The organism is Amycolatopsis sp. Poz14 (assembly GCF_006704225.1).
GTDB lineage: Bacteria > Actinomycetota > Actinomycetes > Mycobacteriales > Pseudonocardiaceae > Amycolatopsis > Amycolatopsis nivea.
On record NZ_JACLHD010000001.1, the window covers coordinates 109,988 to 129,925 of the forward strand.

Consider the following 19,938-nt stretch of genomic DNA (forward strand, 5'->3'; position numbering starts at 1 on the left):
TTCTCGAAGTTAACAGGACGCTGTTCTTTTATCAAGAGAGCAGTGTCCTGTTACACTCCGAGGCGTGACCGACTTCCAGCGCGCCCGCAGTCCCGAGCAGGTGGAAGCCCGCCGCGAGGCGATCCTCGACGTGGCCGAACAGCTGATGACGGAGTCGTCCGTCAGCGAGGTCAGCATGCGCGAACTGGCCCGCCGGGTAGGCCTGTCGGCGTCGAACGTCGCGCGCTACTTCCCCACGCGGGAGGCCGTCTACCTGGAGGTGCTCGACCGCGCTCGCGGCGCGTGGCTCGACTCGCTCACCCTCGACGGCGATCTGTCGGAGGTCGCCGCGACCCTCGCCCGCTCACTCGCGACGCGACCGGTCCTGTGCGAACTGATCAGCGTGCTGGCGAACGTGCTGGAGCGCAATGTCTCCACGGAAATCGCGCGGGACTACAAGCTGCGCTCGGCGAAGCACAACGCCCGCACCGCCGACCTGCTGCACGCCGCGCTGCCAGGCCTTTCCGCGGAGACCGCACAAGAACTGTCGTCCGCGATCTTCATGTTCACCGCGGGAATGTGGCCGCTGGCGCACCCGAACGAAGCCGTCCAAGAAGCCATCAAGGACCCGCGCCTGGCCGGCTCCCGCCTCGACTTCGAGGACCGGTTGCGCCGCCTGATCGTCGTGCTGACGCTGGGCTACCAGGAAGCTAGGCGTCGAATCGGCCAGTGAGCAGGAACTCGTCGAACCGCGCCCGATACGGCGCCAGGTCGATCCCCTGCTCGCCGAGCCATTCGTCCGAGTAGTACGTGTTCGCGTACCGCTCCCCGCCGTCGCACAGCAGCGTCACCACCGAACCCGCCTGGCCGTCCGCCAGCATCCGCGAGATCAGCTGGAACGCGCCGTACAGGTTGGTCCCGGTCGAGCCGCCCGCCCAGTGTCCGGTGCGGTCCCGCAGCAAGCGGATCGCCGCCAGCGAACCGGCGTCGGGCACCTGGAACATCTCGTCGATCACGCCGGGCACGAACGACGGTTCGCAACGCGGCCGTCCGATGCCTTCGATCCGCGACGGCATCCCGGTCGCGTAGTCCGGCGCACCGGTTTCCCACGCACCGTAGAACGACGAGTTTTCCGGGTCCACCACGCAGATCTTCGTGGTGTGCCGCTTGTACCGGACGTACCGGCCGAACGTCGCGCTCGTGCCGCCGGTGCCCGCGCCGACGACGATCCACGACGGCACCGGATGGCGTTCGGCACGCATCTGCGCGAACACCGATTCGGCGATGTTGTTGTTGCCGCGCCAGTCCGTCGCGCGCTCGGCGTAGGTGAACTGGTCGAGGTAATGCCCGTTGCACTCGGCGGCCAGCCGCTCGGCCTCCGGGTACATCGCCGGCGCGGAGTCGACGTAGTGGCACTCGCCGCCGTAGAACTCGATGAGCGCGATCTTTTCCTTGCTCGTCCGCCGCGGCACGACGGTCACGAACCGCAGGCCGAGCATCCGCGCGAAGTACGCCTCGGACACCGCGGTCGAGCCGCTGGACGCCTCGACCAGCACGGTGTCCGGGCCGATGTGCCCGTTGACCAGGCCGTACAGGATCAGCGAGCGCGCGAGGCGGTGCTTGAGCGAGCCGGTCGGGTGCACCGACTCGTCCTTCAGGTAAAGGTCGATGCCCCATTCCGGAGGCAGCGGGAAAACGTGCAGGTGAGTGTCGGCGCTGCGGTTGGCGTCGGCCTCGATGATCCGGACTGCTTCGCGGACCCAGGCGCGGCTGTGCGGTTTGCTCATGCCGCGGAATCGTCGGCCGAGGTCTCGCCGCGCAGCTGCGAACGCAGCTGGGCACGAGCACGCGCGCGGGATTCGTTGCGCTTGGCCAGACCGGCCGTCACGCGCTGGTTCAGCCCGCGCAGGAGCAGCAGTCCGAGCGGAAGGCCGACGACGAGCCCGATCAGCAAAGAGACCAGCAGCGGCACGCCGACCAGCGAAAGCACGACCGCGACCACCGCGACGAGCGCGAACCGCGCGATCAAGTACACCGTCAGGTCACGGGGAAGGTGGTCCGGTGTCTCGCTCACACCGAAACAGGCTACGCCCCGCTTGCCGGGTCCTCGTCCAGGCCCGCGTTGTTGGGGCGGCCCTCGAACCGGGTGGAGAGCACCACTGTCGTGTTGGTGCGGCCGACGCCGGGGATGCGGCGCAGCCTGCCGAGGGTGAGCTCCAGCTCGTCGACCGTCGAAACCCGCACCTTTACTACGAAGGCCTCGTCGCCCGCGACCGCGTAACAGCTTTCGACCTCGGGCAGTTCGCCGAGCGAAGCGGCGACGTCCTCGTCGGTGGCGGTGTCGGTGGGATGGATGCCGACCAGCGCGGTGACGCCGAGTCCGACCGTGTTCGGGTCGACCATCGCGTGGTACCCGGTGATCACGCCCGCCGCCTCGAGCTTCCCGACGCGTTCGTGCACCGACGACGCGGAGAGCCCCACCGTCCGGCCGAGGTCGGCGTAGGTAGCGCGGCCGTTGGCCCGCAGCTCGGCGATGATCTTCCGGTCCAGCTGATCCACCGGCTCATTATGCGGCGCGCCCGCGCGGGAGGCGCATCCCGGTAGGCCCCGGATTGTCTCCTGCGTCACAGCAACCTCGGCACCGGACGCCGCCCAGACGCGGCCTTTGCTCAGTCTTTACCCGAATCTCGGCGCAGCTGGTCAGAAAATGCCTGGTCAGCGAGGCGCGAACGGGCGCTGAGCGATCCTGAGAATCTGCTGAGTTATGTCCCTTTTGCACTTTAAGGGCTCTTTACCCAAGGACAACCGTTCGAGTACCCGACGGGTGAAGTGCCACGATTGCCGCGTTGGCCACCCGGGCGCGACGGGCGAAATCGCCCGATGCCCCCGGTATAGCAAGTTGGGCGTTAAGGAGGCGGAAAATGACCGCAACCATGGGCGGACGGTTGCTCACCCCGGGTGAGGTGGCCGCTCTGTTCCGGGTGGACCCGAAGACCGTGACCCGCTGGGCCACCGCGGGCCGCATCGGCTCGATCCGGACGCCGGGCGGACACCGCAGGTTCCGCGAGTCCGAGGTGAACGACCTTCTGGCCGAGCTCACCACGGACGCGAGCGAGCCGACCCGCAAGATCTGATCCGCGGGTCTCGAACACGCCGAAGGGTCGTGACTGGCAAGGGGTGCCTCCCGCATCGCTTGCCGGTCACGACCCTTCGCCGCGTTCCGGGCCGGGTCCGCGCGCGCACCGTCCCCCGGTCCGGCCCGTTTGCGGCTAATCTGGGTGGCCAGCACGACGGAAGGACCCGGGCATGATCCCTTTGCTCGCAGCGGTGGGCGCGATCACCATCGCCGTTCTGTTGTGGCGGGCACTCGGCGCGCAGCGGATCAGCGTCCCGCAGCGCCGCCCGGCCGTCGCTCCCGACGACGATCCCGAATTCCTGCGCAAGCTCTCCGAACAGCAGCGCAAACGCCCGGACGAAACCGACTCCTGAGCGTGTTTGATTGCCCCGGCTCCGCCGGGGCGCCGAGATCGCTGGGAAGCCGGTTTCGTCCCTCCCGATTTCAGTCCAGAAACCGGCGCGATCTCGGGTTGTGGTTGCGGAGCCCGCACGGTCAATCAAGCGCAGCCGCTTGGTTAAGCCCTGCCGTTAAAACCGTCCGCCACGGTCGCCGCCAGTTCCAGCAGCGCCAGCCGGGTGTCCCCGCCGAGACGCTCCAGTTCGATTTCCGCGCCCTCTTCCAGGTGCGCGTCGAACGGGATCCGGCACACCGAACGCACCTTCGCGCCGAAGTGCGCGGCCAGCTTGTCCAGGTCGACCGAACTGCCCTTCGGGCGCACCGAGTTGATCACCACGACCGAGCGTTTCACCAGGTCGCCGTAACCGTGCGCCTCGAGCCAGTCCAGCGTCGCCGAGGCGCTGCGGGCCCCGTCGACCGAACCTGAGGACACCACCACCAGCGAGTCCGCGACGTCGAGGACGCCCTTCATCGCCGAGTGCATCAAACCGGTGCCGCAGTCGGTGAGGACGATGTTGTAGAAGTGCTCGAGCAGGTTCACCGTGCGCCGGTAGTCGTTCTCGGAGAACGCCTCCGACACCGCCGGATCCTGTTCGCTGGCCAGGATTTCCAGCCGGCTCGACCCCTGCGACGTGTACGACCGGACGTCGCTGTAGCGCGTGATCTTGTCCGCGTCGCGCAGCAGGTGCCGCACGGTCGCGGTGGTTTCGATGGCGATCTTCTGCGACAGCGTCCCGCGGTCCGGGTTCGCGTCCACCGCCACCACGCGGTCGCCGCGCAGGGACGCGAACGTCGCGCCGAGCGTGGTCGTGGTCGTGGTCTTGCCGACGCCGCCCTTGAGGCTCAGCATCGCGATCTTGTAGCACCCGCGCAGCGGCTGGTTGACCCGGGCGATCAGCTCGCGCCGGCGCGTGTCCGCCGGGCTTTCCCCCGGGTTGAGCAGCTTGCCGCTGCCCAGGTACACCGCCTTGCGCCAGCCGGACTGCGGCGTGCGCTTCTGCTGTTTGACCAGGTGCGCGGTGGCCAGCTCGTCCGCGCTGGACGCCGGTTGCGGCAGCCCCTGCGCCGGAGCGCCCGGCACGGGAGCCACGCCCGGCGGAGCGACGGGCTGCTGCTGGTACCCCGGCGGGGCGGCGTGCTGCGGCTGGTGCTGCTGCGCGGGAGGCTGCAGCGGCGGCAGGTTCTGGTCGTAGTGCGGCTGGTAGCCGCCCGGCTGCGGCAGCGGCTGGTACGCGCCCTGCGGCGGCGGGTCGACGACCTGCGTCGGCTGCGCGTCGTACGGCCCGGTGCCGGGGTGCGGCGTCGAGTCGGTGCGTTCCTCGGAGAACATGGCAGCCGGTTCCTGGGCCTGCTCGGACTGCTGTTCGCCGGCAGTCTCTTCACTGGGTCCGGTCACCGTTGCCAACCTCCCGGGTACGTCGAAGGGCCCCTGGCGACGACGGTAGTCGCCCGAGGCCCGGTCCGGGCGGTGGACCCCCGGCTCAACTCACTCCGGCGTAGGAATGCAGTCCGGCGGTAACCAGGTTGACGAAGAACAGGTTGAAGATCGTCACCGAGAACCCGACGATGTTGATCACCGCCGCGCGCGTCCCGCGCCAGCCCGCGGTGGCGCGGGAGTGCAGGTATGCCGCGTAAACGACCCACGCGATGAACGCGACGGTCTCCTTCGGGTCCCAGCCCCAGAACCGGCCCCACGCGGCCTCGGCCCACACCGCGCCGCACAGCACGCCGAAAGTGAAGATCGGGAACGCCACGATCGTGGCGCGGTAGGCGATGCGGTCGAGGACGTCGGCGGAGGGCAGCTTCGGGCCGAAACCGGCGAACTTGGCCGGGTTGCGGTCGTGCGCGGTGCGGAAGAGGTACAGCACGCTCGCCACGCCCGGCACCAGGAACACGCCGGAGCCGATGATCGCGGCGGACACGTGGATGTAAAGCCAGTACGACTGCAGCGCGGGCACGACCGGCGCGGCGACCGTGTAGAGCATCGTGCCGTTGATGAACATCAGGATCACGACGGGCAGCAGCAGGAACCCGGTGAGGTGGCGGACCGGGAACTTCTTGATCACCACGAGCCACGCGACGACAGTGATGAAGGTGACCGCCATGCCGTACTCGTACATGTTGCCCCACGGCGCGCGGTGCACCGCGAGTCCGCGCAGCACGATCGCCGACAACTGCAGCAGCGCGCCCAGCACCAGCAGCGCCGCGCCCATCCGGCCGATCCGCTCCGCGCGGCCGACCGCACGCGGGGCCTCGGGCTCGGCCGGGACGTCGCCGTTTTCGATCGCGGCGTCGTCGGAGTCGGGTCCGCCCGCGCCGACCAGCACGCGCTTGCGGCTGCGCTCGGCGGCGAGACGGCCCTTCGCGCCGAACGCCTGCTCGAAGAGCGTGAACAGCAGCGCCAGCACGTAAATCGCCACTGTCGTCGTGTACAGCAGGTCGCTGTACTGCGAGAGAGTCTCGTTGATTTCCATGCCTCAGCTGCCCTTCCGGCCCGTGACCAGCCGTTCGCTGATCCGCTGGAATTCCTCGCCGTATCCGGCTTGATCCGTGCGCGCGAGCCCCGCGACCTCGATCACGGTACTCGCGCTCTCGTCCTTGCCCGGCCGCACCCGCACCCACACGCGACGCCGCTTGACCAGCAGCGACGCCCCGAGTCCGGCGAACATCACGATCGCGAAGCCGAGCACGTAGCCCTGCGTCGGATCGTGCGAGATCTGCAGGTTGACCCACTTGTTGACGCCGTCGAAGCGGACCTTGGTGCCGTCGTCGAGCGTCAGTTCCTGGCCGACCGCGAGGTTCTTGCGGGCGACCCGCTTGAGCCTGCCGTCCTGGACGCGGGACTGGTCGACCGAGAACACCGACTGGCCGCGGCCCGCGTCGAGACCGAGGTCGCCGCGCAGCACGTCGACGGCGACCATCGGGTTGTCCAGCTGCGGCGCGGTCGAGGTGAGGACGCCGCCGTGGATGAACGAGGACGGCGCGAAGAGGCCGGTGATCGCGAGCTGCTTGGTGCGTCGCTGGACCTCGTCGGTGACGCCGGGCTGGTCGAACTTCGTCGCGCCCTCGGACAGCATCGTCCCCGGGTTGGTGAACATCCACTGGGTGTTCTGGGTGCGCTTCTCGCCGTTCGGGAAGGTCACCGTGAACTGCGGCGAATAACCGTTGCCCAGCAGGTAAACCCGGTCGCCGACGGTGCGCAGCGGCTCGTTGACCTCGAGGTCGTACGGCTTCCACGTGCCGGTCTGCAGGTCCTGGCCGGACTGGTACTCGATGTGCGAGTGGTAGTAGTCGGCCTGGTTGGTGGCGGTGTAGCGGGCGGTGAAGTCGTTGACCTTCACGCAGAACGGGTCGAGGTCGGTGCCGTCGACGCGCAGGCCCGCCTCGAACGAGTCGTAGTTGTAGATGCCCGAATTGCAGAACTGGCCGCCGTTGGCCTGCACGATGACCTGGCCCTCGTAGCTGTAGAGCTTGCCGAGTGCGAAGAAAATGATCAGGCCGAGCATGCCGAAGTGGAAGAGCAGGTTGCCGGTCTCGCGCAGGTAGCCGCGTTCGGCCGAGACGCTGAACCCGCCGCCGTCCTCCTCGCGCTCGACGCGCCGCCAGCCGGACAGCTGCTTGCGCACGTCCTCGCGGATCGTCTCCGGCGTGCGCGCGGTGCGGGCGATCCGGTGGTGCGGCATGCGCGCGAGATTGCGCGGCGTCAGCACCGGCTTCGCGCGCATCTGCTTGAGATACTCGAAGCTGCGCGGCGTGAGACAGCCGATCAGCGAGATCATCAGCAGGATGTAGATCGCGGAGAACCAGACGCTGGAGTAGACGTCGTAGAACTCCAGCTTGTCGAGCAGCGATCCCCACCAGCCGTGCGCGCTGATGTACTCGTCGACCTTCGGCGCGTTCAGCCGCCGCTGCGGCAGCAACGCGCCGGGCAGCGCGGCGAGCGCCAGCAGGAACAGCAGCACCAGCGCGGTGCGCATGGACGTCAGGCCGCGCCAGGTGTTGCGCAGGAAAGCCAGGAACTGCTTGGCCGCGGACGGCCGGTACGGCTGAGGGTTCTTCGGGGGCGCTTCGGTAGTGGTCACAGCGGCAGCTCGAGATCGGAGGCGACGGAGTTGCGGAGCCAGCCCATGACGTCCCCCCACAGCCCGGTGACCAGCAGGATGCCGACCACCATCAGCAGCACCCCGCCGAAAATCTGCACGCGGCGGCCGTTGCGGCGAAGCCAGTCGGTGGCGCGCACGGCCCAGCGGGCGCCGAGCGCGATCAGCAGGAACGGGACGCCGAGGCCGAGGCAGTAAACGAGCACCAGCACGTACCCGCGGACCGCGGCCCCGCCGGTGGCGCTGGCGAGACTGGTGACGGCCGAGAGCGTCGGCCCGATGCAGGGCGTCCAGCCGAGCCCGAACACCGCGCCGAGCACCGGCGCGCCCCACAGCCCGCCGCCGGGCACGCGGTGCGAGCGGACCTCGCGCTGCAGCCCCGGGATCCAGCCGATGAAGACCAGGCTCATGAGGATGGTGAGGATGCCGCCGATGCGCTGCAGCAGATCCTCGTTGACCAGCAAGGTGTTCGCGAGCCAGACCAGCGTGCCCATGGTCGCGACGAACACCACGGTGAACCCGAGCACGAACAGCCCCGCCGCGCCCAGCACGGCGTAGCGGCCTTTCTTGCGCTCCTCGCCGTCGCGCACCGCCGGGGCGTCTGCGCCGACGAGAGCCGCGAGGTAGGCGAGATACCCGGGCACGAGCGGCACCACGCACGGCGACGCGAACGAGATGGCCCCGGCCACCAGCGCGACACCCGCGGCGAGCAGCAGCGGCCCGGAGAGCGCCAGCTCGGACACGGAGTTCACGCACTTGAGAGTAGGCAGTGAGCTGGACGTGAGGCGGGCGGGGCCCGCTCACAGGACCTACGCCACAGCGCGGGTGGGACCTTGGTCCTGTGCTCGTGAGCGGCTCAGCCGGTGAGAACCGGCGTAGGCACTCACGAGGAGGCCAGGCCGCAGAAGAACGCGCGACGCCGGGTTGGCAACGGCCTCCTGCACGGCTCGGCTCGGAGACCCCCAATGCCACTTTGGGTGCGTCGGACGCACCGAACGCCACATTGGGTGCGTCACATGCACCCAAAGTGGCATTGGGGACTTCTCTGCGACGCAGCCCGCGCCGCGGCAGGACCGAGAGGTCGTGAGGGTTCCCCTCACGGAATCTGATTCCGTCAGGGTTCCCCTCACGGACCTCCCCGGCGCGGAGCGAGCACCCGGCGGAGCGGGCCCCAGGCCGAGCGGAGCGCCCTCTCGCACGCGGAGCGTGCGGCGGAGCGAGCGCCCGGCGGAGCGAGCGCCCGGCGGAGCGGGCGCCGGGCCGAGTGGAGTGCGCCGGGCGGAGCGGAGCGCGCCCCCGGCCGAGCAGAGCGCGGGGTTCGGCGAGCGCTACTTCTCCGCGCTACTTCCCCCCGCTACTTCTCCGCACTGAGCCGCTGCACCACGGGAACCAGGTCCGAGGCCAGCACCTGCCGCAGGAACACCGCGGCCACCCGGTGCTGTTTGTCCAGCACCAGCGTCGACGGGATGATGTTGCGCGGATACCCGGCCAGCTGCAGCAGCACGCGGCCGGACGGGTCCCAGATCGACGGGTACGTCAGGCCGCGGTCGCGGACGAAGTCCTGTGCGACGTCGCGGGCCGGGTCGCGGACGTCGAGGCCGATGACCTGGGCGCCGAGCGGGGCGATCTGCTTGCTCGCGGTCTCCAGCTCGGGCGCTTCGGCGCGGCACGGGCCGCACCACTGGCCCCACAGGTTGATCACCAGCGCCTTGCCCGGGAAGTCCTCGATCGAGAGCTGTTTGCCCTCGTGCATGAGGTCGTCGCCGGCCAGCGTCGGGGCCTTCTGCCGTTCGTTCTCCGGGTAGCTGATGTCGACCTTGCCGCCGGGCGAGACGAAGGTGAAGGTGCCGCCCGAGACGACCGCGTCCTTGCCGGTCGAGCAGCCCGTCACGACCAGCGCGGCGGCCATCAGCATCCCGAGCAGCCGCCGTTTCATGCGCCGGTCACCTTGGGGTCGGTGGTGCCCGCGGGTTCGCTGTAGACGATCTCCAGCAGCTCTTCACCGTCGAAGACCAGGCTGGTGAGCGACGCGAGCGAGCACTGCCGCTGCCGCGGGTCGTGCCACAGTCGCTTCGCTTCCAAGAAGCGGCGAAGCGTCCAGATCGGCAGCTGGTGCGACACGCACAGCGCTTCGCGCCCTTCGGCCTTTACGCGCGCACGGTGCACCGCGCCGAGCATGCGGTGTGCGATCTCGACGTACGGCTCGCCCCACGACGGCTTGAACGGGTTCACCAGGTGCGGCCACGCTTTCGGCTGCCGCAATGCGCCGTCGCCCACGGCTACGCGCTGGCCCTCGAAGACGTTCGCCGCTTCGATGAGGCCTTCGTCAGTGGCGATGTCGAGACGGTGCGCGCCCGCGATGGGCGCCGCCGTCTCCTGCGCGCGCTGAAGCGGCGAAGCGACGACGTACGCGAGGTCGTGCCCGGCCACCGCTTCGGCGACAGTGAGCGCCTGACGCTGCCCGCGCTCCGACAGCCGGAAGTTCGGCAGCCGCCCGTAGAGGATCTTCTCCGGGTTATGGACTTCACCGTGCCGCAGCATGTGGACGACGGTGGTCATGGGCGAACCGCCTCAGCCGCCGCGCGCGCCGCCGCGGGCAACGCAGCTTCGATCACAGCGAACGCTTCGTCGTCCATCGCGGCGTTCACGAACCACGCCTCGTACGCGCTCGGCGGCGGGTACACGCCCGCTTCGAGGAGCGCGTGGAAGAACGCCGGGAAGCGCCACGTCTCAGTGGCCTGCGCGTCCGCGTAGTTGCGTACGGGCTTGTCGGTGAAGAAGACGCTCACCAGGTTGCCCGCGAACTGCACTGTGTGCGTGACGCCCGCTTCGCTGAGCGCCTTGTCGAAAAGCCCGCCGAGACGCTTCGCGTTGGCGTCGAGCTTCGCGTACACAGCGTCGTCCGCTTCGCGCAGCGCGGTGAGACCGGCGGCGACCGCCACCGGGTTCCCGGACAGCGTGCCTGCCTGATAGACGGGACCGCCGGGGGCGAGCTTCGCCATGATGTCCGCGCGACCGCCGAACGCCGCGGCGGGCAGTCCGCCCGACATCACCTTGCCGAACGTGTACAGGTCGCCAGCCACGCCTTCGAGGCCGAACCAGCCAGCGCGCGAAACGCGGAAGCCGGTCATCACTTCGTCCATGATCAGCAGCGCGCCGTTTTCGTGCGCGATGTCCCGCAACGCGGCGTTGAAGCCAGCGTCCGGCGGCACCGCGCCCATGTTGCCCGCGGCCGCTTCGGTGATCACCGCGGCGATCTGGCCCTCGTTCTCCGCGAAGGACTTCCGCAGCGCGTCAAGATCGTTGTACGGCAAGACAATCGTGTCCGCGGCCTGCGCGCCGGTGACGCCCGGCGAGGTCGGCAGGCCGAGCGTCGCGACGCCGGAACCCGCTTCGGCGAGCAGCGCGTCGACGTGCCCGTGGTAGCAACCGGCGAACTTGACGATCTTGGCGCGGCCGGTGAAACCGCGGGCGAGCCGGATGGCGCTCATCGTGGCTTCGGTGCCGGAGTTGACCAGCCGGACCTGCTCGACCGGGCCGACCCGGCCGATGATCTCCTCGGCGAGTTCGACCTCGCCGATCGTCGGCGTGCCGAAGGACAGCCCGTGCTCCGCGGCCGCGCGGGCGGCGGCCACCACCTTCGGGTGCGCGTGCCCGAGGATCATCGGGCCCCACGAGGAGACGAGGTCGACGTAGCGGTTGCCGTCGGCGTCCCACAGATACGGGCCCTCGCCGCGGACCATGAACCGCGGCGTGCCGCCGACCGAGTTGAAGGCGCGCACCGGCGAGTTCACCCCGCCCGGAACGGCCGCCTTGGCGCGTGCGAACCATGCTTTGGACTGCTCGGTGCCAGTGCTCACCGTCCCAGTCTTGCAAATCCTCCATCCGGGTGTCGGCGGCGCCCAAGCTGCCACCCGATTGCCACCCGGCACACCAGCGCAACCCCTCTTAAGATGGGCGCGCATGGACGGGGCGAGCCATGGAGGAGACGTGACGGCGCCCACACACCGCCGGAACCCGTGGCTGATGCTCGCGGTGTTCTTCGGGCTGGTCGGCGTCATCGCACTGGTCGGCGCGCTGGCGGCGACGACCGCGCCGGACGCCTACAACCGGTACGTGCTGCCGGAGTGGGCCCCGCCCTCGTCGCTGTTCAGTCCGGTGTGGACGGTCCTGTACATCGTGCTCGCCGTCGCGGGCTGGACTTATTGGCGCACCGACGGCGAGAACCAGGGCTTCGCCGCGTACGGCATCGGCCTGCTGTTCAACCTGATGTGGATCTCGCTGTTCTTCGCGGGCGGCTCCACGCAGGTCGCGTGCGTGGACATCGTGCTGCTCGATTTCACCGTGATCGTGACGATCGCGTTGTTCTACCGTCGCTCCCGCGTCGCCGCACTGCTGCTCGTGCCGTATCTGGCGTGGCTGCTGTACACGACGGCGCTGAACGTCGCGATCATCGCGCTCAACGACGTCCCCTAGCGGGCCGGCTGCGCCACGATCGCCTGCGCGGTCACCGAACCGTCCGTTCCGGTGCGCCCCTGGACAGTCACCGTCTGTCCCGGTTTGAGGTCGCTGAGCTTGCCGGGCTGAGTCACCCCGACCGTAGTACTGTCCGAAGTGGACACTGTGACTTCGCTGCCCTGCACGGTCTTCACCGTGACCGTGCTGCCGTCGACCTTCTCCACGGTGCCGACCGTCCCGCGACCTCCTCCCGCGCGTCCGCCGAAGCCGCCGCCCTGCTGCTGTCCTTCCGCCGGAGCGGTACGGGCGCTGGATGAACCGCTCGACGAGCCGAACGCCGCGTGCGTCCAAGCGCCGCCGGCGAACGCCAGCGCCAGCACGAGCAACCCCGCGAGCACCAGCGTCGGCTTGCCGAACGGCCGTGCGACCTGCTTCAACTCGGCGGTGAGATCGCCCTGGACGGCGGGCTCGGCGATGAGGTCTTCCGGACGCGACGCGGCGGGTTCCTCCGGCGGGGTCGGGATGGGCTGGGTGGTCGACGCGGACATGACGCTCCTACTCGTGCCGGAGGGCGTCGATCGGCCGCAGCCGCGAAGCCCGGTTCGCCGGGAAACTGCCGAAGAAAAGCCCGATCAGGGCGGACACCGCGAACGCGAGCGCGATCGACGACGGCACCACGACCGGCTGGATGCCCGCGATGCTGAACCGGCTGCCGACCACGCCGATCAGCACGCCGAGCAACCCGCCGAACAGGCTGAGCATGGTCGCCTCGGCGAGGAACTGGCCGAGGATCGCCGAGCGCGGCGCGCCGATCGCCTTGCGGATGCCGATTTCGCGGATCCGCTCGGTGACCGTGACGAGCATGATGTTCGTGACGCCGATCCCGCCGACCAGCAGCGAGATCGCCGCGACCGCGCCGAGCAGCACGGTAAACGTCTGGATCGCCGACGTCCGGGTCTGCAGCAGCTGCGCGGAGTTCTGGATCTGGAAGTCCGGATTGGCCGAGGCCTGGATGCCGTGCCGGGCGTCGAGGATCGCGGTGACCTCGGCCTGCGCCAGCCCGATCGCGTCGGCATTGGTCGCCTGCACGGCGATCTGATTCAGCCCGCCGTAGCCGGCGAGCGAGTTCTGCACCGCGCTGATCGGGGCGATCGCGACGTCGTCGGCGTTCTGCAGCCCGGTGCTGCCCTTCGTTTGCAGCACGCCGATCACGGTGAACTGGATGCTGTTGATCAGCACGTTCTTCCCGACCGGCTCGGCGGTGCCGAAGATCGACTGCGCGGTCGTCGGCCCGAGCACGACGACCTTGCGCGCCTGTGTCACGTCCTCGGCGCTGAACAGCTGACCGTCGGCGATCTGCCGGTTCGTGGTGGTGAAGTAGCTGGGTTCGGTGCCGACGACGCTCGACACGTCGTAGGAGGTCTGCCCGTACGTCGCGGTCGCGCTGGTGTTCACCACCGGAGCCGCCGCCTTGACGTCCGGCGCACCCACCGGGTCGACCAGCGCGTGCGCGTCCTGCACGGTGAGCGGCCGGACCTGGCTGGACTGCCCGCCGCCCCGAAGCGGCGACACGTTGACCACGTCGGTGCCGAGTCCCTGAATGCTCGCGGTGATCGCCGCCGAAGCACCGTTTCCCACTGCCACCAACAAGATCACCGACGCGACCCCGATGGTGATGCCGAGCGTGGTGAGCACCGAACGCAGTTTGTTCGACGCGAGACCGCGCACCGCGAACCGCATGATCTCCACGAAGTTCACGCGACCACCCCGGTGCGGACCTCGTCCGACACGATCCGTCCGTCGCTGACCCGCACGACGCGGTGCGCGTGCCGCGCGACCTCGTCCTCGTGCGTGATCACCACGACCGTGCGGCCGAGCGCGTTGAGCCGGTCGAACACGCCGAGGACGTCGACAGTGCTTGCGTGGTCGAGGTTTCCGGTCGGTTCGTCGGCGAGCAGCAACGCCGGTCCGCCGACCAGCGCCCGTGCCACCGCGACGCGCTGCTGCTGTCCGCCGGACAGTTCGTTCGGCAGATGTTTGGCCCGATCGGTCAGCCCGACCATCTCCAGCGCGGCGAGCGCGCGGCGGCGGCGCTCCCCTCGTTTGAGTCCGCTGTAGACCATCGGCAATTCCACATTGGACAACGCACTGGTGCGCGGCACGAGGTTGAAGGACTGGAAGATGAAGCCGATCTTTCGGTTGCGCAGCAAGGCAAGCTGGCGTTCGTTCAGATCGGCGACGGAGAACCCGTCCAGCAGGTAACGGCCGGAAGTGGGCGTGTCGAGGCAGCCGAGCATGTTCAGCAGCGTCGACTTCCCGGATCCGGACGCGCCCATGATCGCCACGTACTCGCCCGGCCACACCTGCAGATCGACCCCGCGCAACGCGTGCACCGCGGTTTCCCCGCTGCCGTAAGTCTTGCGCAGTCCGGAGACCGCGATCACCGGCTTCATCCCCGGCCCCCGCCGCCGACGCCGCCCTGGCGTCCACCGCCGAATCCGCCCTGCTGACCGCCGCCGAACCCGCCGAGACCGCCCGTCCGCTGCTGGCCGTTGGAGCCGCTCGACGTCGTCGGCGACGCGGCGGTGAGCACCACGCTGTCGCCCTCATTGAGCCCGGACTTGATCTCCACAGTGGACTCTCCGCGCACGCCGACCTCGACCTGACGCGAAACCGGCTGCCCGTTCTGCTCCACGGTGACCACGTTCGTCGTCCCGCTGGTCCGCACCGCCGCGGCCGGGACGCTCAGCACGCCGTCGGCTTCCGCGACCGTGATCACGACGCTCGCCGACTGTCCGGGCCGCAGCCCCGACGGCGGATTCGCCAACGTCAGCTTCGCGCCGTAACTGACGACGTTGCTGCTCGTGGTCGGCGTGAGGTCAATGCTGGAAACGGTCGCCTGCAACGGTTGATCCGGCGTCGCATTCAAAGTCACGGTGGCTTTCTGCCCGGTTTTCACCTTGCTCACGTCAATTTCCGCCACCGAAGTATTGACGACAAGACTGCCCATGTCGGTGATGTCGATAAAGCCCGTGCTGCTGCTGGACGAGGATTGCTGCCCGGACTGCCCGCCAGAGCCGGAACTGGAGCTGGAACTCGACGACGCCGCCGCCGAACTGTTGCTGGAATTGGACCCGCTGCCCGTTTGCTGCCCGACCGTCCCGTTGATCGCGGTCACCGTCCCCGCACCAGGCGCGGTCAAGGTCGTGGCGGCGAGCGCTGATTCCGCGTTGTCGACGTCCAGCTGCGCTTGATCCACTTTGGCCTGCAGCGACGTGGTGCTGCTCTGCGCCTGCGTCGCGGTCTGGTTCGCGGGCGGGTTGTCCTCCGCCGTCGTGAGGTTGTCCTCGGCGACCGCGAGATTGGCCTTAGCGACCTGAAGTTGTTTGCTCGCCTGGGAAGAGTCGATGGTGGCGAGCTTCTGCCCGGCGCTCACGACGTCGCCGACCTTCACGTCGATGCTCGTGACCTTGCCGGACGTCGTGAAGTTCGCGGCACCGGTGTACGTGCTCGCGATCGTGCCCGCCGCCGAAACGGTCTGGGAGACGTTCGCGCGCCGGACCGGCGTGGTCCGGGTTTGTGCCTGCGCGGTCGAACTGGCCGGCGAAAAGGCTTGGTAAATCCCGAAAGCCGCGCCGCCGAGCAGCACGACAAGGACTCCGTTGACCACCCAGGTTCGTGTGCGCAGCCGCGTCATGGCCGCAAGATTGCGGGGCCCGCTTAGCAGTGAGCTGTTGGTTCCCTGTGGGACAGCTGTGTAATCAGTCCTTCTTCTTTTTGTGCCGCGCCCGCACCGCGAGCAGCAATTGGCGGACCGCGTCCACCACCAAGACCGCGGACAGCGTGCCGAGCCCGAGCGCCCCGGCGATATGTCCGCCGAAGTACCGTTCCGAGGCCAATCGCGTGCCGTCGCCCGCCGTGGTGACGACCGTGACGACCCCGGCGTGCCACAGCGCGAACGCCGCCCACAGCGCCAATCCGGCCACCACGACCTCGCCGAGCGCGACGAACGCGCGCCACGGCTGGTTGAGCTTCGCCTGCGGCTGGGTTTCCTCCGGCGGCCAAAGCCCGGCTCCGGTCGGCTGGGGTAGGTCGATCACGGGATCCAGCCTTTCAGGTTCGCCGTCGTCGCGCGTCCCTCGTGCGGGTTCAGTTCCGGGAGTCATCGGCCTGCTCCTCGGGTTGGTTCTTCGCGGCCAGCTCCGCGAGCGCGGTTTTCAGCGCTTCGACGTCGCGGGCCCAGGCGAGCACCACCGTGCCGTCGTCCAGCTCGACCGGCAACTCGTCGTACTTGCGCGGCACCGACCAGCCGCCGCCGAGCACGCGCGTCCCGACCGGCGCGCCGACGTCGGTCACCGAGGCGATCCGCTCGGCGGCCACCGTCTCGCGGCCTTGCCGCAGCCCCTCGGTGGTGACCTCCAGCGAAAGGAACCGGCGCCGCGCGTAAACCCAGGGCAGGGTCAGCGCGACCAGCGCGACGCCGATCAGCACCCAGCCGACGACGTGCGTCGGCCCGCCGGTGGCCAGTTCGGCGAGCGCGCCCAGCAGCGCGAACAGCGGGCCCCAGATCAGCGCCGACCAGCCGACGCCCGGCTCGGAGTACAGCGTCCTGGCCGCCATTACAGCTTCTTGCCGACTTTCGGGAAGTAGTCCGCGACCTTCGGCAGGTACAGCAGGATCAGCATGACGACCAGCGTCAGCGACGACGCGAGCGCGTAGACATTGCGGGGCACCCCGAGTTCGAACACGATGGCGAGCACCGCCAGCAGCGCTGCGATGGTGCGCGCCGAACGCGTACCCTCGCGGGCCTTCCAGGCGAACAGCACAAGCAGGGCGCTGTAACACAGCGCGCCGATCAGCATGGCCCACACGAAGAAATTCGCGGTGGACTGAGCCTGCTCGAGGGTGATCGCTTGGCCAGGCTGCTGCTGCTTCATGATCGCGTCGGCGAACTGCTGCTTGACCGCGACGAGGACTACTTGACCGACCACGATGATGAGCGCCGCCACGATGGCGAGCACGAACGCGGCGTGCACCTCCAGCGGCGGCTTGGCCTTCGGCGCGGTCTCCCCCGGCAGCACCGGATCCGGCGCGCGCCCGCGTTTGCGGCGCTCGTCGTCGGTGAGCCCGGAAAGATCGTCCGAGGTCACGCTGGCTGGCTTCGGGGTGTTCTCGTCCTTCTCGGCCACCCGAAAGACCCTACCCGGGCTCAGTCCAGCCAGGCCGCGGCCTCGGCCGCCCAGTAGGTGAGGATCAGGTCCGCACCCGCGCGGCGGATGGAGGTGAGCACCTCGAGCACCGTGCGCTCGCGCTCGATCCAGCCGTTCGCCGCGGCCGCCTCGACCATCGCGTACTCGCCGGAGATGTTGTACGCCGCGACGGGAACCGGCGAAATGTCGGCGGCCGCCTTGATGATGTCCAAATAGGACAGTGCAGGCTTGACCATGACCATGTCCGCGCCCTCGGCCAGGTCGAGTTCGAGCTCGCGCATCGCCTCGCGGGCGTTGCCGAGGTCCTGCTGGTAGGTCTTGCGGTCGCCCTTGAGCTGGGAGTCGACGGCCTCGCGGAAGGGACCGTAGAACGCGCTGGCGTACTTGATCGAATAGGCGAGAATGGCGGTCTCGCTGTGCCCGACCTCGTCGAGCGCCCGGCGGATCACGCCGACCTGCCCGTCCATCATCCCGCTCGGCCCGAGCACGTGCGCGCCCGCTTCCGCCTGCGCGACCCCCATTTCGGCGTACAGCCGGAGCGTGGCGTCGTTGTCGACCACGCCGTCCGCGTCGAGAACGCCGCAGTGCCCGTGGTCGGTGAACTCGTCCAGGCAGGTGTCGGCCATCAGCACGGTGGAGTCGCCGAGTTCGCTGCGCAGATCCCGCAACGCGACGTTGAGGATGCCGTTCTCGTCGACCGCGCCGGACCCCTGCGCGTCCCGCTTCTCCGGAACGCCGAAGAGCATGATCCCGCCGACGCCGGCGTTGACCGCCTCGACCGCAGCCTTGCGAAGAGTGTCGCGAGTGTGCTGAACGACGCCCGGCATGCTGGCAATCGGCCGCGGTGCGTCAAGACCCTCGGCCACGAACATCGGCAGGATCAACTGCCGTGGCCGCAACGTGGTCTCACTGACCATCCTGCGCATTGCCGGAGTAGTACGAAGCCTGCGGGGTCGCTGCTCAGGGAACACGCATCCAAGGTACTCCCGCACTCATCCCGAAAGCCGTGAAGGGCTCCTTGAGGGAATCTGATTCCCTCAAGGAGCCCTTCACGGACCGAAACCTCAGCTGCGCCGAGTCCGCTTGGCCTTGCGCGGCGGCGGCAGCGCGCCCTCCGCCCGCAACCGAGCCGCGTGCTCGGCCAGCGCGTCCACCAGATGCGGCACATCAGCCTTCTCCGGCTGCACATCCACCCGCAGACCGAACTCCACCGCGGTCTCGGCGGTCTTCGGCCCAATGCACGCCACCAGCGTGCGCGTGTGCGGCTTCCCGGCAATCCCGACCAGGTTCCGCACGGTCGACGACGAGGTGAAACAGACCGCGTCGAACCCGCCGGTCTTGATCATCTCGCGGGTCTCGGCTGGCGGCGGCGCGGCCCGCACGGTCCGGTAAGCCGTGACGTCATCGACTTCCCAGCCCCGCTCGACCAGACCGGCCGACAGGATCTCGGTGGCGATGTCCGCGCGCGGCAGCAGGACGCGGTTGACCGGGTCCAGCACGTCGTCGTACGGCGGGAACTCGGCCAGCAGGCCCTCGGACGACTGCTCGCCGGTCGGGACCAGTTCCGGGATGATGCCGAACGAACGCACCTTCGCCGCGGTCGATTCGCCGACGCAGGCGATCTTCACGCCGGAGAACGCGCGCGCGTCGAGACCGAACTCCTCGAACTTCTCCCACACCGCGCGCACCGCGTTGGTGGAGGTGAAGACGATCCACTGGTAGCGGCCGTCGACCAGGCCCTTGACCGAGCGCTCCATCTGCGCCGGGCTGCGGGGCGGCTCGACCGAAATCGTCGGGACCTCGTGCGAGGTCGCGCCGTGGCCGCGCAGCCGCTCGGCCATCTCGCCAGCCTGCTCCTTGGTGCGCGGCACCAGGACCTTCCAGCCGTACAGCGCCCGCGACTCCCACCAGGACAGCTTCGACCGCTGCCCGGCGGCCTGCCCGACCGTCACGACCAGCGGGCCGACCAGCTCGCCCGCGTCGTTCGCGACCGAGGCCAGCGTGGTGTCCAGCGTGCGCTGGGTGTTGATGGTGCCGTTCGCGGTGACCGCGACCGGGGTGGTCGGGGGCAGCCCCTTCTCGGTGAGCTGGCTCGCCGCCTCGGCCAGGTGCGCCGAGGTCGCGTGCAGCACGATCGGGCCGGGGACCGCGGCCAGCGCGCCCCAGTCGACCTCGCCGCGGACGTCCGCCTCGGTGTAGGTGCCGCCGAGCGCGACCCCCGCGTACGCGGGCACCGCGGTGCCCGGCGCGACGCCCGGGATGACGTCGAACACGGCCGAGGTGCGGGCGACGGCCTGGACCTCGGCCACGACGGCCGGGCTGGTCAGCGGGTCGCCGGAGACCAGCCGCAGCGCGAGCCGGCCTGCCTTGGCCTCGGCGGTCAGGTCCTTCGCGACGTCGGACGGTTCGCCGACGGCGGGGCGGACCTCGGCGCCGGGGGCGGCGAAGGCGAGCACGCTGGCGGGCACGTCCGGGTCGGTCACCACGACCTCGGCCTTGGCCAGGAGTTCCTGGGCGCGGACGGTGAGCAGCCCGGCGTCCCCGGGGCCCGAGCCCACGAAGGCGACGCGCCCGGCGGTCTTGCGAGCAGGGGTCATCGTTGGTGTTCTTCTCCTCTTGGGCGGCCGGTGCTCCGGCCGCTGGTGTCGGGCAGGTCGTGCGGGTCGGTGACGGCTGG

23 protein-coding genes are annotated in these 19,938 nt (G+C 69.4%); 4 read left to right on the forward strand and 19 right to left on the reverse strand.

Translation table 11 applies throughout. The features are described 5' to 3' along the window. Positions 1–64 precede the first annotated feature (64 nt). On the forward strand, positions 65–712 hold the full coding sequence (locus FKO37_RS47475) for a TetR family transcriptional regulator (RefSeq protein ID WP_205669978.1): 648 nt from the start codon (positions 65–67) through the stop codon (positions 710–712). Here the strand turns inward: FKO37_RS47475 and FKO37_RS00590 are convergent. Genes FKO37_RS00590 through FKO37_RS00600 form a run of 3 tightly spaced genes read right to left on the reverse strand, consistent with a single transcriptional unit; the run spans position 690 to position 2,538 of the window. Then, on the reverse strand, positions 690–1,766 hold the full coding sequence (locus FKO37_RS00590) for a PLP-dependent cysteine synthase family protein (RefSeq protein ID WP_037818859.1): 1,077 nt from the start codon (positions 1,764–1,766) through the stop codon (positions 690–692). The two genes, FKO37_RS47475 and FKO37_RS00590, sit on opposite strands and share 23 nt — an antisense overlap. Next, positions 1,763–2,053: a DUF4229 domain-containing protein gene (locus FKO37_RS00595; protein ID WP_037818858.1), complete on the reverse strand. Its 291-nt coding sequence runs from the start codon at positions 2,051–2,053 to the stop codon at positions 1,763–1,765. Before FKO37_RS00595 ends, FKO37_RS00590 begins: the two co-directional genes overlap by 4 nt. A gap of 11 nt (positions 2,054–2,064) precedes the next feature. Then, positions 2,065–2,538 (reverse strand): Lrp/AsnC family transcriptional regulator, encoded by a 474-nt coding sequence (locus FKO37_RS00600; RefSeq protein WP_009072012.1) that lies wholly within the window; start codon positions 2,536–2,538, stop codon positions 2,065–2,067. Positions 2,539–2,900: 362 nt separating this feature from the next. Here FKO37_RS00600 and FKO37_RS00605 point away from each other — a divergent pair, with 362 nt between their 5' ends. Both FKO37_RS00605 and FKO37_RS00610 read left to right on the forward strand, forming a co-directional pair. Next, the gene (locus tag FKO37_RS00605; RefSeq protein ID WP_009072010.1) at positions 2,901–3,113 is read left to right on the forward strand and encodes a BldC family transcriptional regulator; all 213 of its coding nucleotides are present in this window, start codon (positions 2,901–2,903) and stop codon (positions 3,111–3,113) included. A gap of 172 nt (positions 3,114–3,285) precedes the next feature. Further along, positions 3,286–3,468, forward strand: coding sequence for a hypothetical protein (locus tag FKO37_RS00610; protein WP_037818857.1), 183 nt, complete (start codon positions 3,286–3,288; stop codon positions 3,466–3,468). Positions 3,469–3,611: 143 nt separating this feature from the next. Here the strand turns inward: FKO37_RS00610 and FKO37_RS00615 are convergent, their stop codons facing one another. The 7 genes from FKO37_RS00615 to hemL all read right to left on the reverse strand — a co-directional run bounded on the left by FKO37_RS00615 (position 3,612) and on the right by hemL (position 11,453). Then, on the reverse strand, positions 3,612–4,889 hold the full coding sequence (locus FKO37_RS00615) for a MinD/ParA family protein (protein ID WP_134663681.1): 1,278 nt from the start codon (positions 4,887–4,889) through the stop codon (positions 3,612–3,614). 85 nt (positions 4,890–4,974) lie between these two features. Further along, positions 4,975–5,967, reverse strand: a complete 993-nt coding sequence (gene ccsB / locus FKO37_RS00620; protein WP_037818853.1) for a c-type cytochrome biogenesis protein CcsB — start codon at positions 5,965–5,967, stop codon at positions 4,975–4,977. Positions 5,968–5,970: 3 nt separating this feature from the next. Then, complete coding sequence (locus tag FKO37_RS00625) at positions 5,971–7,575, reverse strand: cytochrome c biogenesis protein ResB (RefSeq protein ID WP_238603459.1); 1,605 nt, start codon at positions 7,573–7,575, stop codon at positions 5,971–5,973. Beyond that, positions 7,572–8,345, reverse strand: coding sequence for a cytochrome c biogenesis CcdA family protein (locus FKO37_RS00630; RefSeq protein ID WP_134663678.1), 774 nt, complete (start codon positions 8,343–8,345; stop codon positions 7,572–7,574). Before FKO37_RS00630 ends, FKO37_RS00625 begins: the two co-directional genes overlap by 4 nt. Positions 8,346–8,947: 602 nt before the next feature. Beyond that, a complete protein-coding gene (locus tag FKO37_RS00635) occupies positions 8,948–9,529 on the reverse strand; it encodes a TlpA disulfide reductase family protein (RefSeq protein WP_037818850.1) in 582 nt (193 codons plus the stop codon). Beyond that, the gene (locus FKO37_RS00640; protein WP_009071997.1) at positions 9,526–10,152 is read right to left on the reverse strand and encodes a histidine phosphatase family protein; all 627 of its coding nucleotides are present in this window, start codon (positions 10,150–10,152) and stop codon (positions 9,526–9,528) included. Before FKO37_RS00640 ends, FKO37_RS00635 begins: the two co-directional genes overlap by 4 nt. Continuing rightward, positions 10,149–11,453 carry a glutamate-1-semialdehyde 2,1-aminomutase gene (gene hemL / locus FKO37_RS00645; RefSeq protein WP_037818849.1) on the reverse strand — a complete coding sequence of 435 codons (1,305 nt, stop codon included), beginning with the start codon at positions 11,451–11,453 and terminating at the stop codon, positions 10,149–10,151. Before hemL ends, FKO37_RS00640 begins: the two co-directional genes overlap by 4 nt. A gap of 130 nt (positions 11,454–11,583) precedes the next feature. On the opposite strand from hemL, the gene FKO37_RS00650 reads away from it, so the two are divergent. Next, positions 11,584–12,069: a TspO/MBR family protein gene (locus tag FKO37_RS00650; protein WP_370318148.1), complete on the forward strand. Its 486-nt coding sequence runs from the start codon at positions 11,584–11,586 to the stop codon at positions 12,067–12,069. On the opposite strand, the gene FKO37_RS00655 is transcribed toward FKO37_RS00650, so the two are convergent. The 9 genes from FKO37_RS00655 to FKO37_RS00695 form a co-directional block, all read right to left on the reverse strand. After that, on the reverse strand, positions 12,066–12,599 hold the full coding sequence (locus FKO37_RS00655; RefSeq protein ID WP_037818848.1) for a DUF5666 domain-containing protein: 534 nt from the start codon (positions 12,597–12,599) through the stop codon (positions 12,066–12,068). The genes FKO37_RS00650 and FKO37_RS00655 overlap by 4 nt on opposite strands. Positions 12,600–12,606: 7 nt before the next feature. Continuing rightward, positions 12,607–13,809 (reverse strand): ABC transporter permease, encoded by a 1,203-nt coding sequence (locus tag FKO37_RS00660; protein WP_037818847.1) that lies wholly within the window; start codon positions 13,807–13,809, stop codon positions 12,607–12,609. Next, entirely contained in the window at positions 13,806–14,504 is a 699-nt protein-coding gene (locus tag FKO37_RS00665) for an ABC transporter ATP-binding protein (RefSeq protein WP_037818846.1), read from the reverse strand. Before FKO37_RS00665 ends, FKO37_RS00660 begins: the two co-directional genes overlap by 4 nt. Beyond that, positions 14,501–15,748 carry an efflux RND transporter periplasmic adaptor subunit gene (locus FKO37_RS00670; RefSeq protein WP_134734118.1) on the reverse strand — a complete coding sequence of 416 codons (1,248 nt, stop codon included), beginning with the start codon at positions 15,746–15,748 and terminating at the stop codon, positions 14,501–14,503. The genes FKO37_RS00665 and FKO37_RS00670 overlap by 4 nt, the downstream gene beginning before the upstream one ends. A gap of 64 nt (positions 15,749–15,812) precedes the next feature. Beyond that, positions 15,813–16,151 carry a hypothetical protein gene (locus FKO37_RS00675; RefSeq protein WP_037818917.1) on the reverse strand — a complete coding sequence of 113 codons (339 nt, stop codon included), beginning with the start codon at positions 16,149–16,151 and terminating at the stop codon, positions 15,813–15,815. 49 nt (positions 16,152–16,200) lie between these two features. Further along, a complete protein-coding gene (locus FKO37_RS00680; protein ID WP_037818844.1) occupies positions 16,201–16,671 on the reverse strand; it encodes a hypothetical protein in 471 nt (156 codons plus the stop codon). After that, entirely contained in the window at positions 16,671–17,240 is a 570-nt protein-coding gene (locus tag FKO37_RS00685; protein WP_238603460.1) for a hypothetical protein, read from the reverse strand. Before FKO37_RS00685 ends, FKO37_RS00680 begins: the two co-directional genes overlap by 1 nt. A 20-nt stretch (positions 17,241–17,260) precedes the next feature. Further along, positions 17,261–18,232 carry a porphobilinogen synthase gene (gene hemB / locus FKO37_RS00690; protein WP_078870729.1) on the reverse strand — a complete coding sequence of 324 codons (972 nt, stop codon included), beginning with the start codon at positions 18,230–18,232 and terminating at the stop codon, positions 17,261–17,263. A 93-nt stretch (positions 18,233–18,325) separates the two neighbouring features. Then, a complete protein-coding gene (locus FKO37_RS00695; RefSeq protein WP_037818842.1) occupies positions 18,326–19,858 on the reverse strand; it encodes a bifunctional uroporphyrinogen-III C-methyltransferase/uroporphyrinogen-III synthase in 1,533 nt (510 codons plus the stop codon). Positions 19,859–19,938 lie beyond the last annotated feature (80 nt).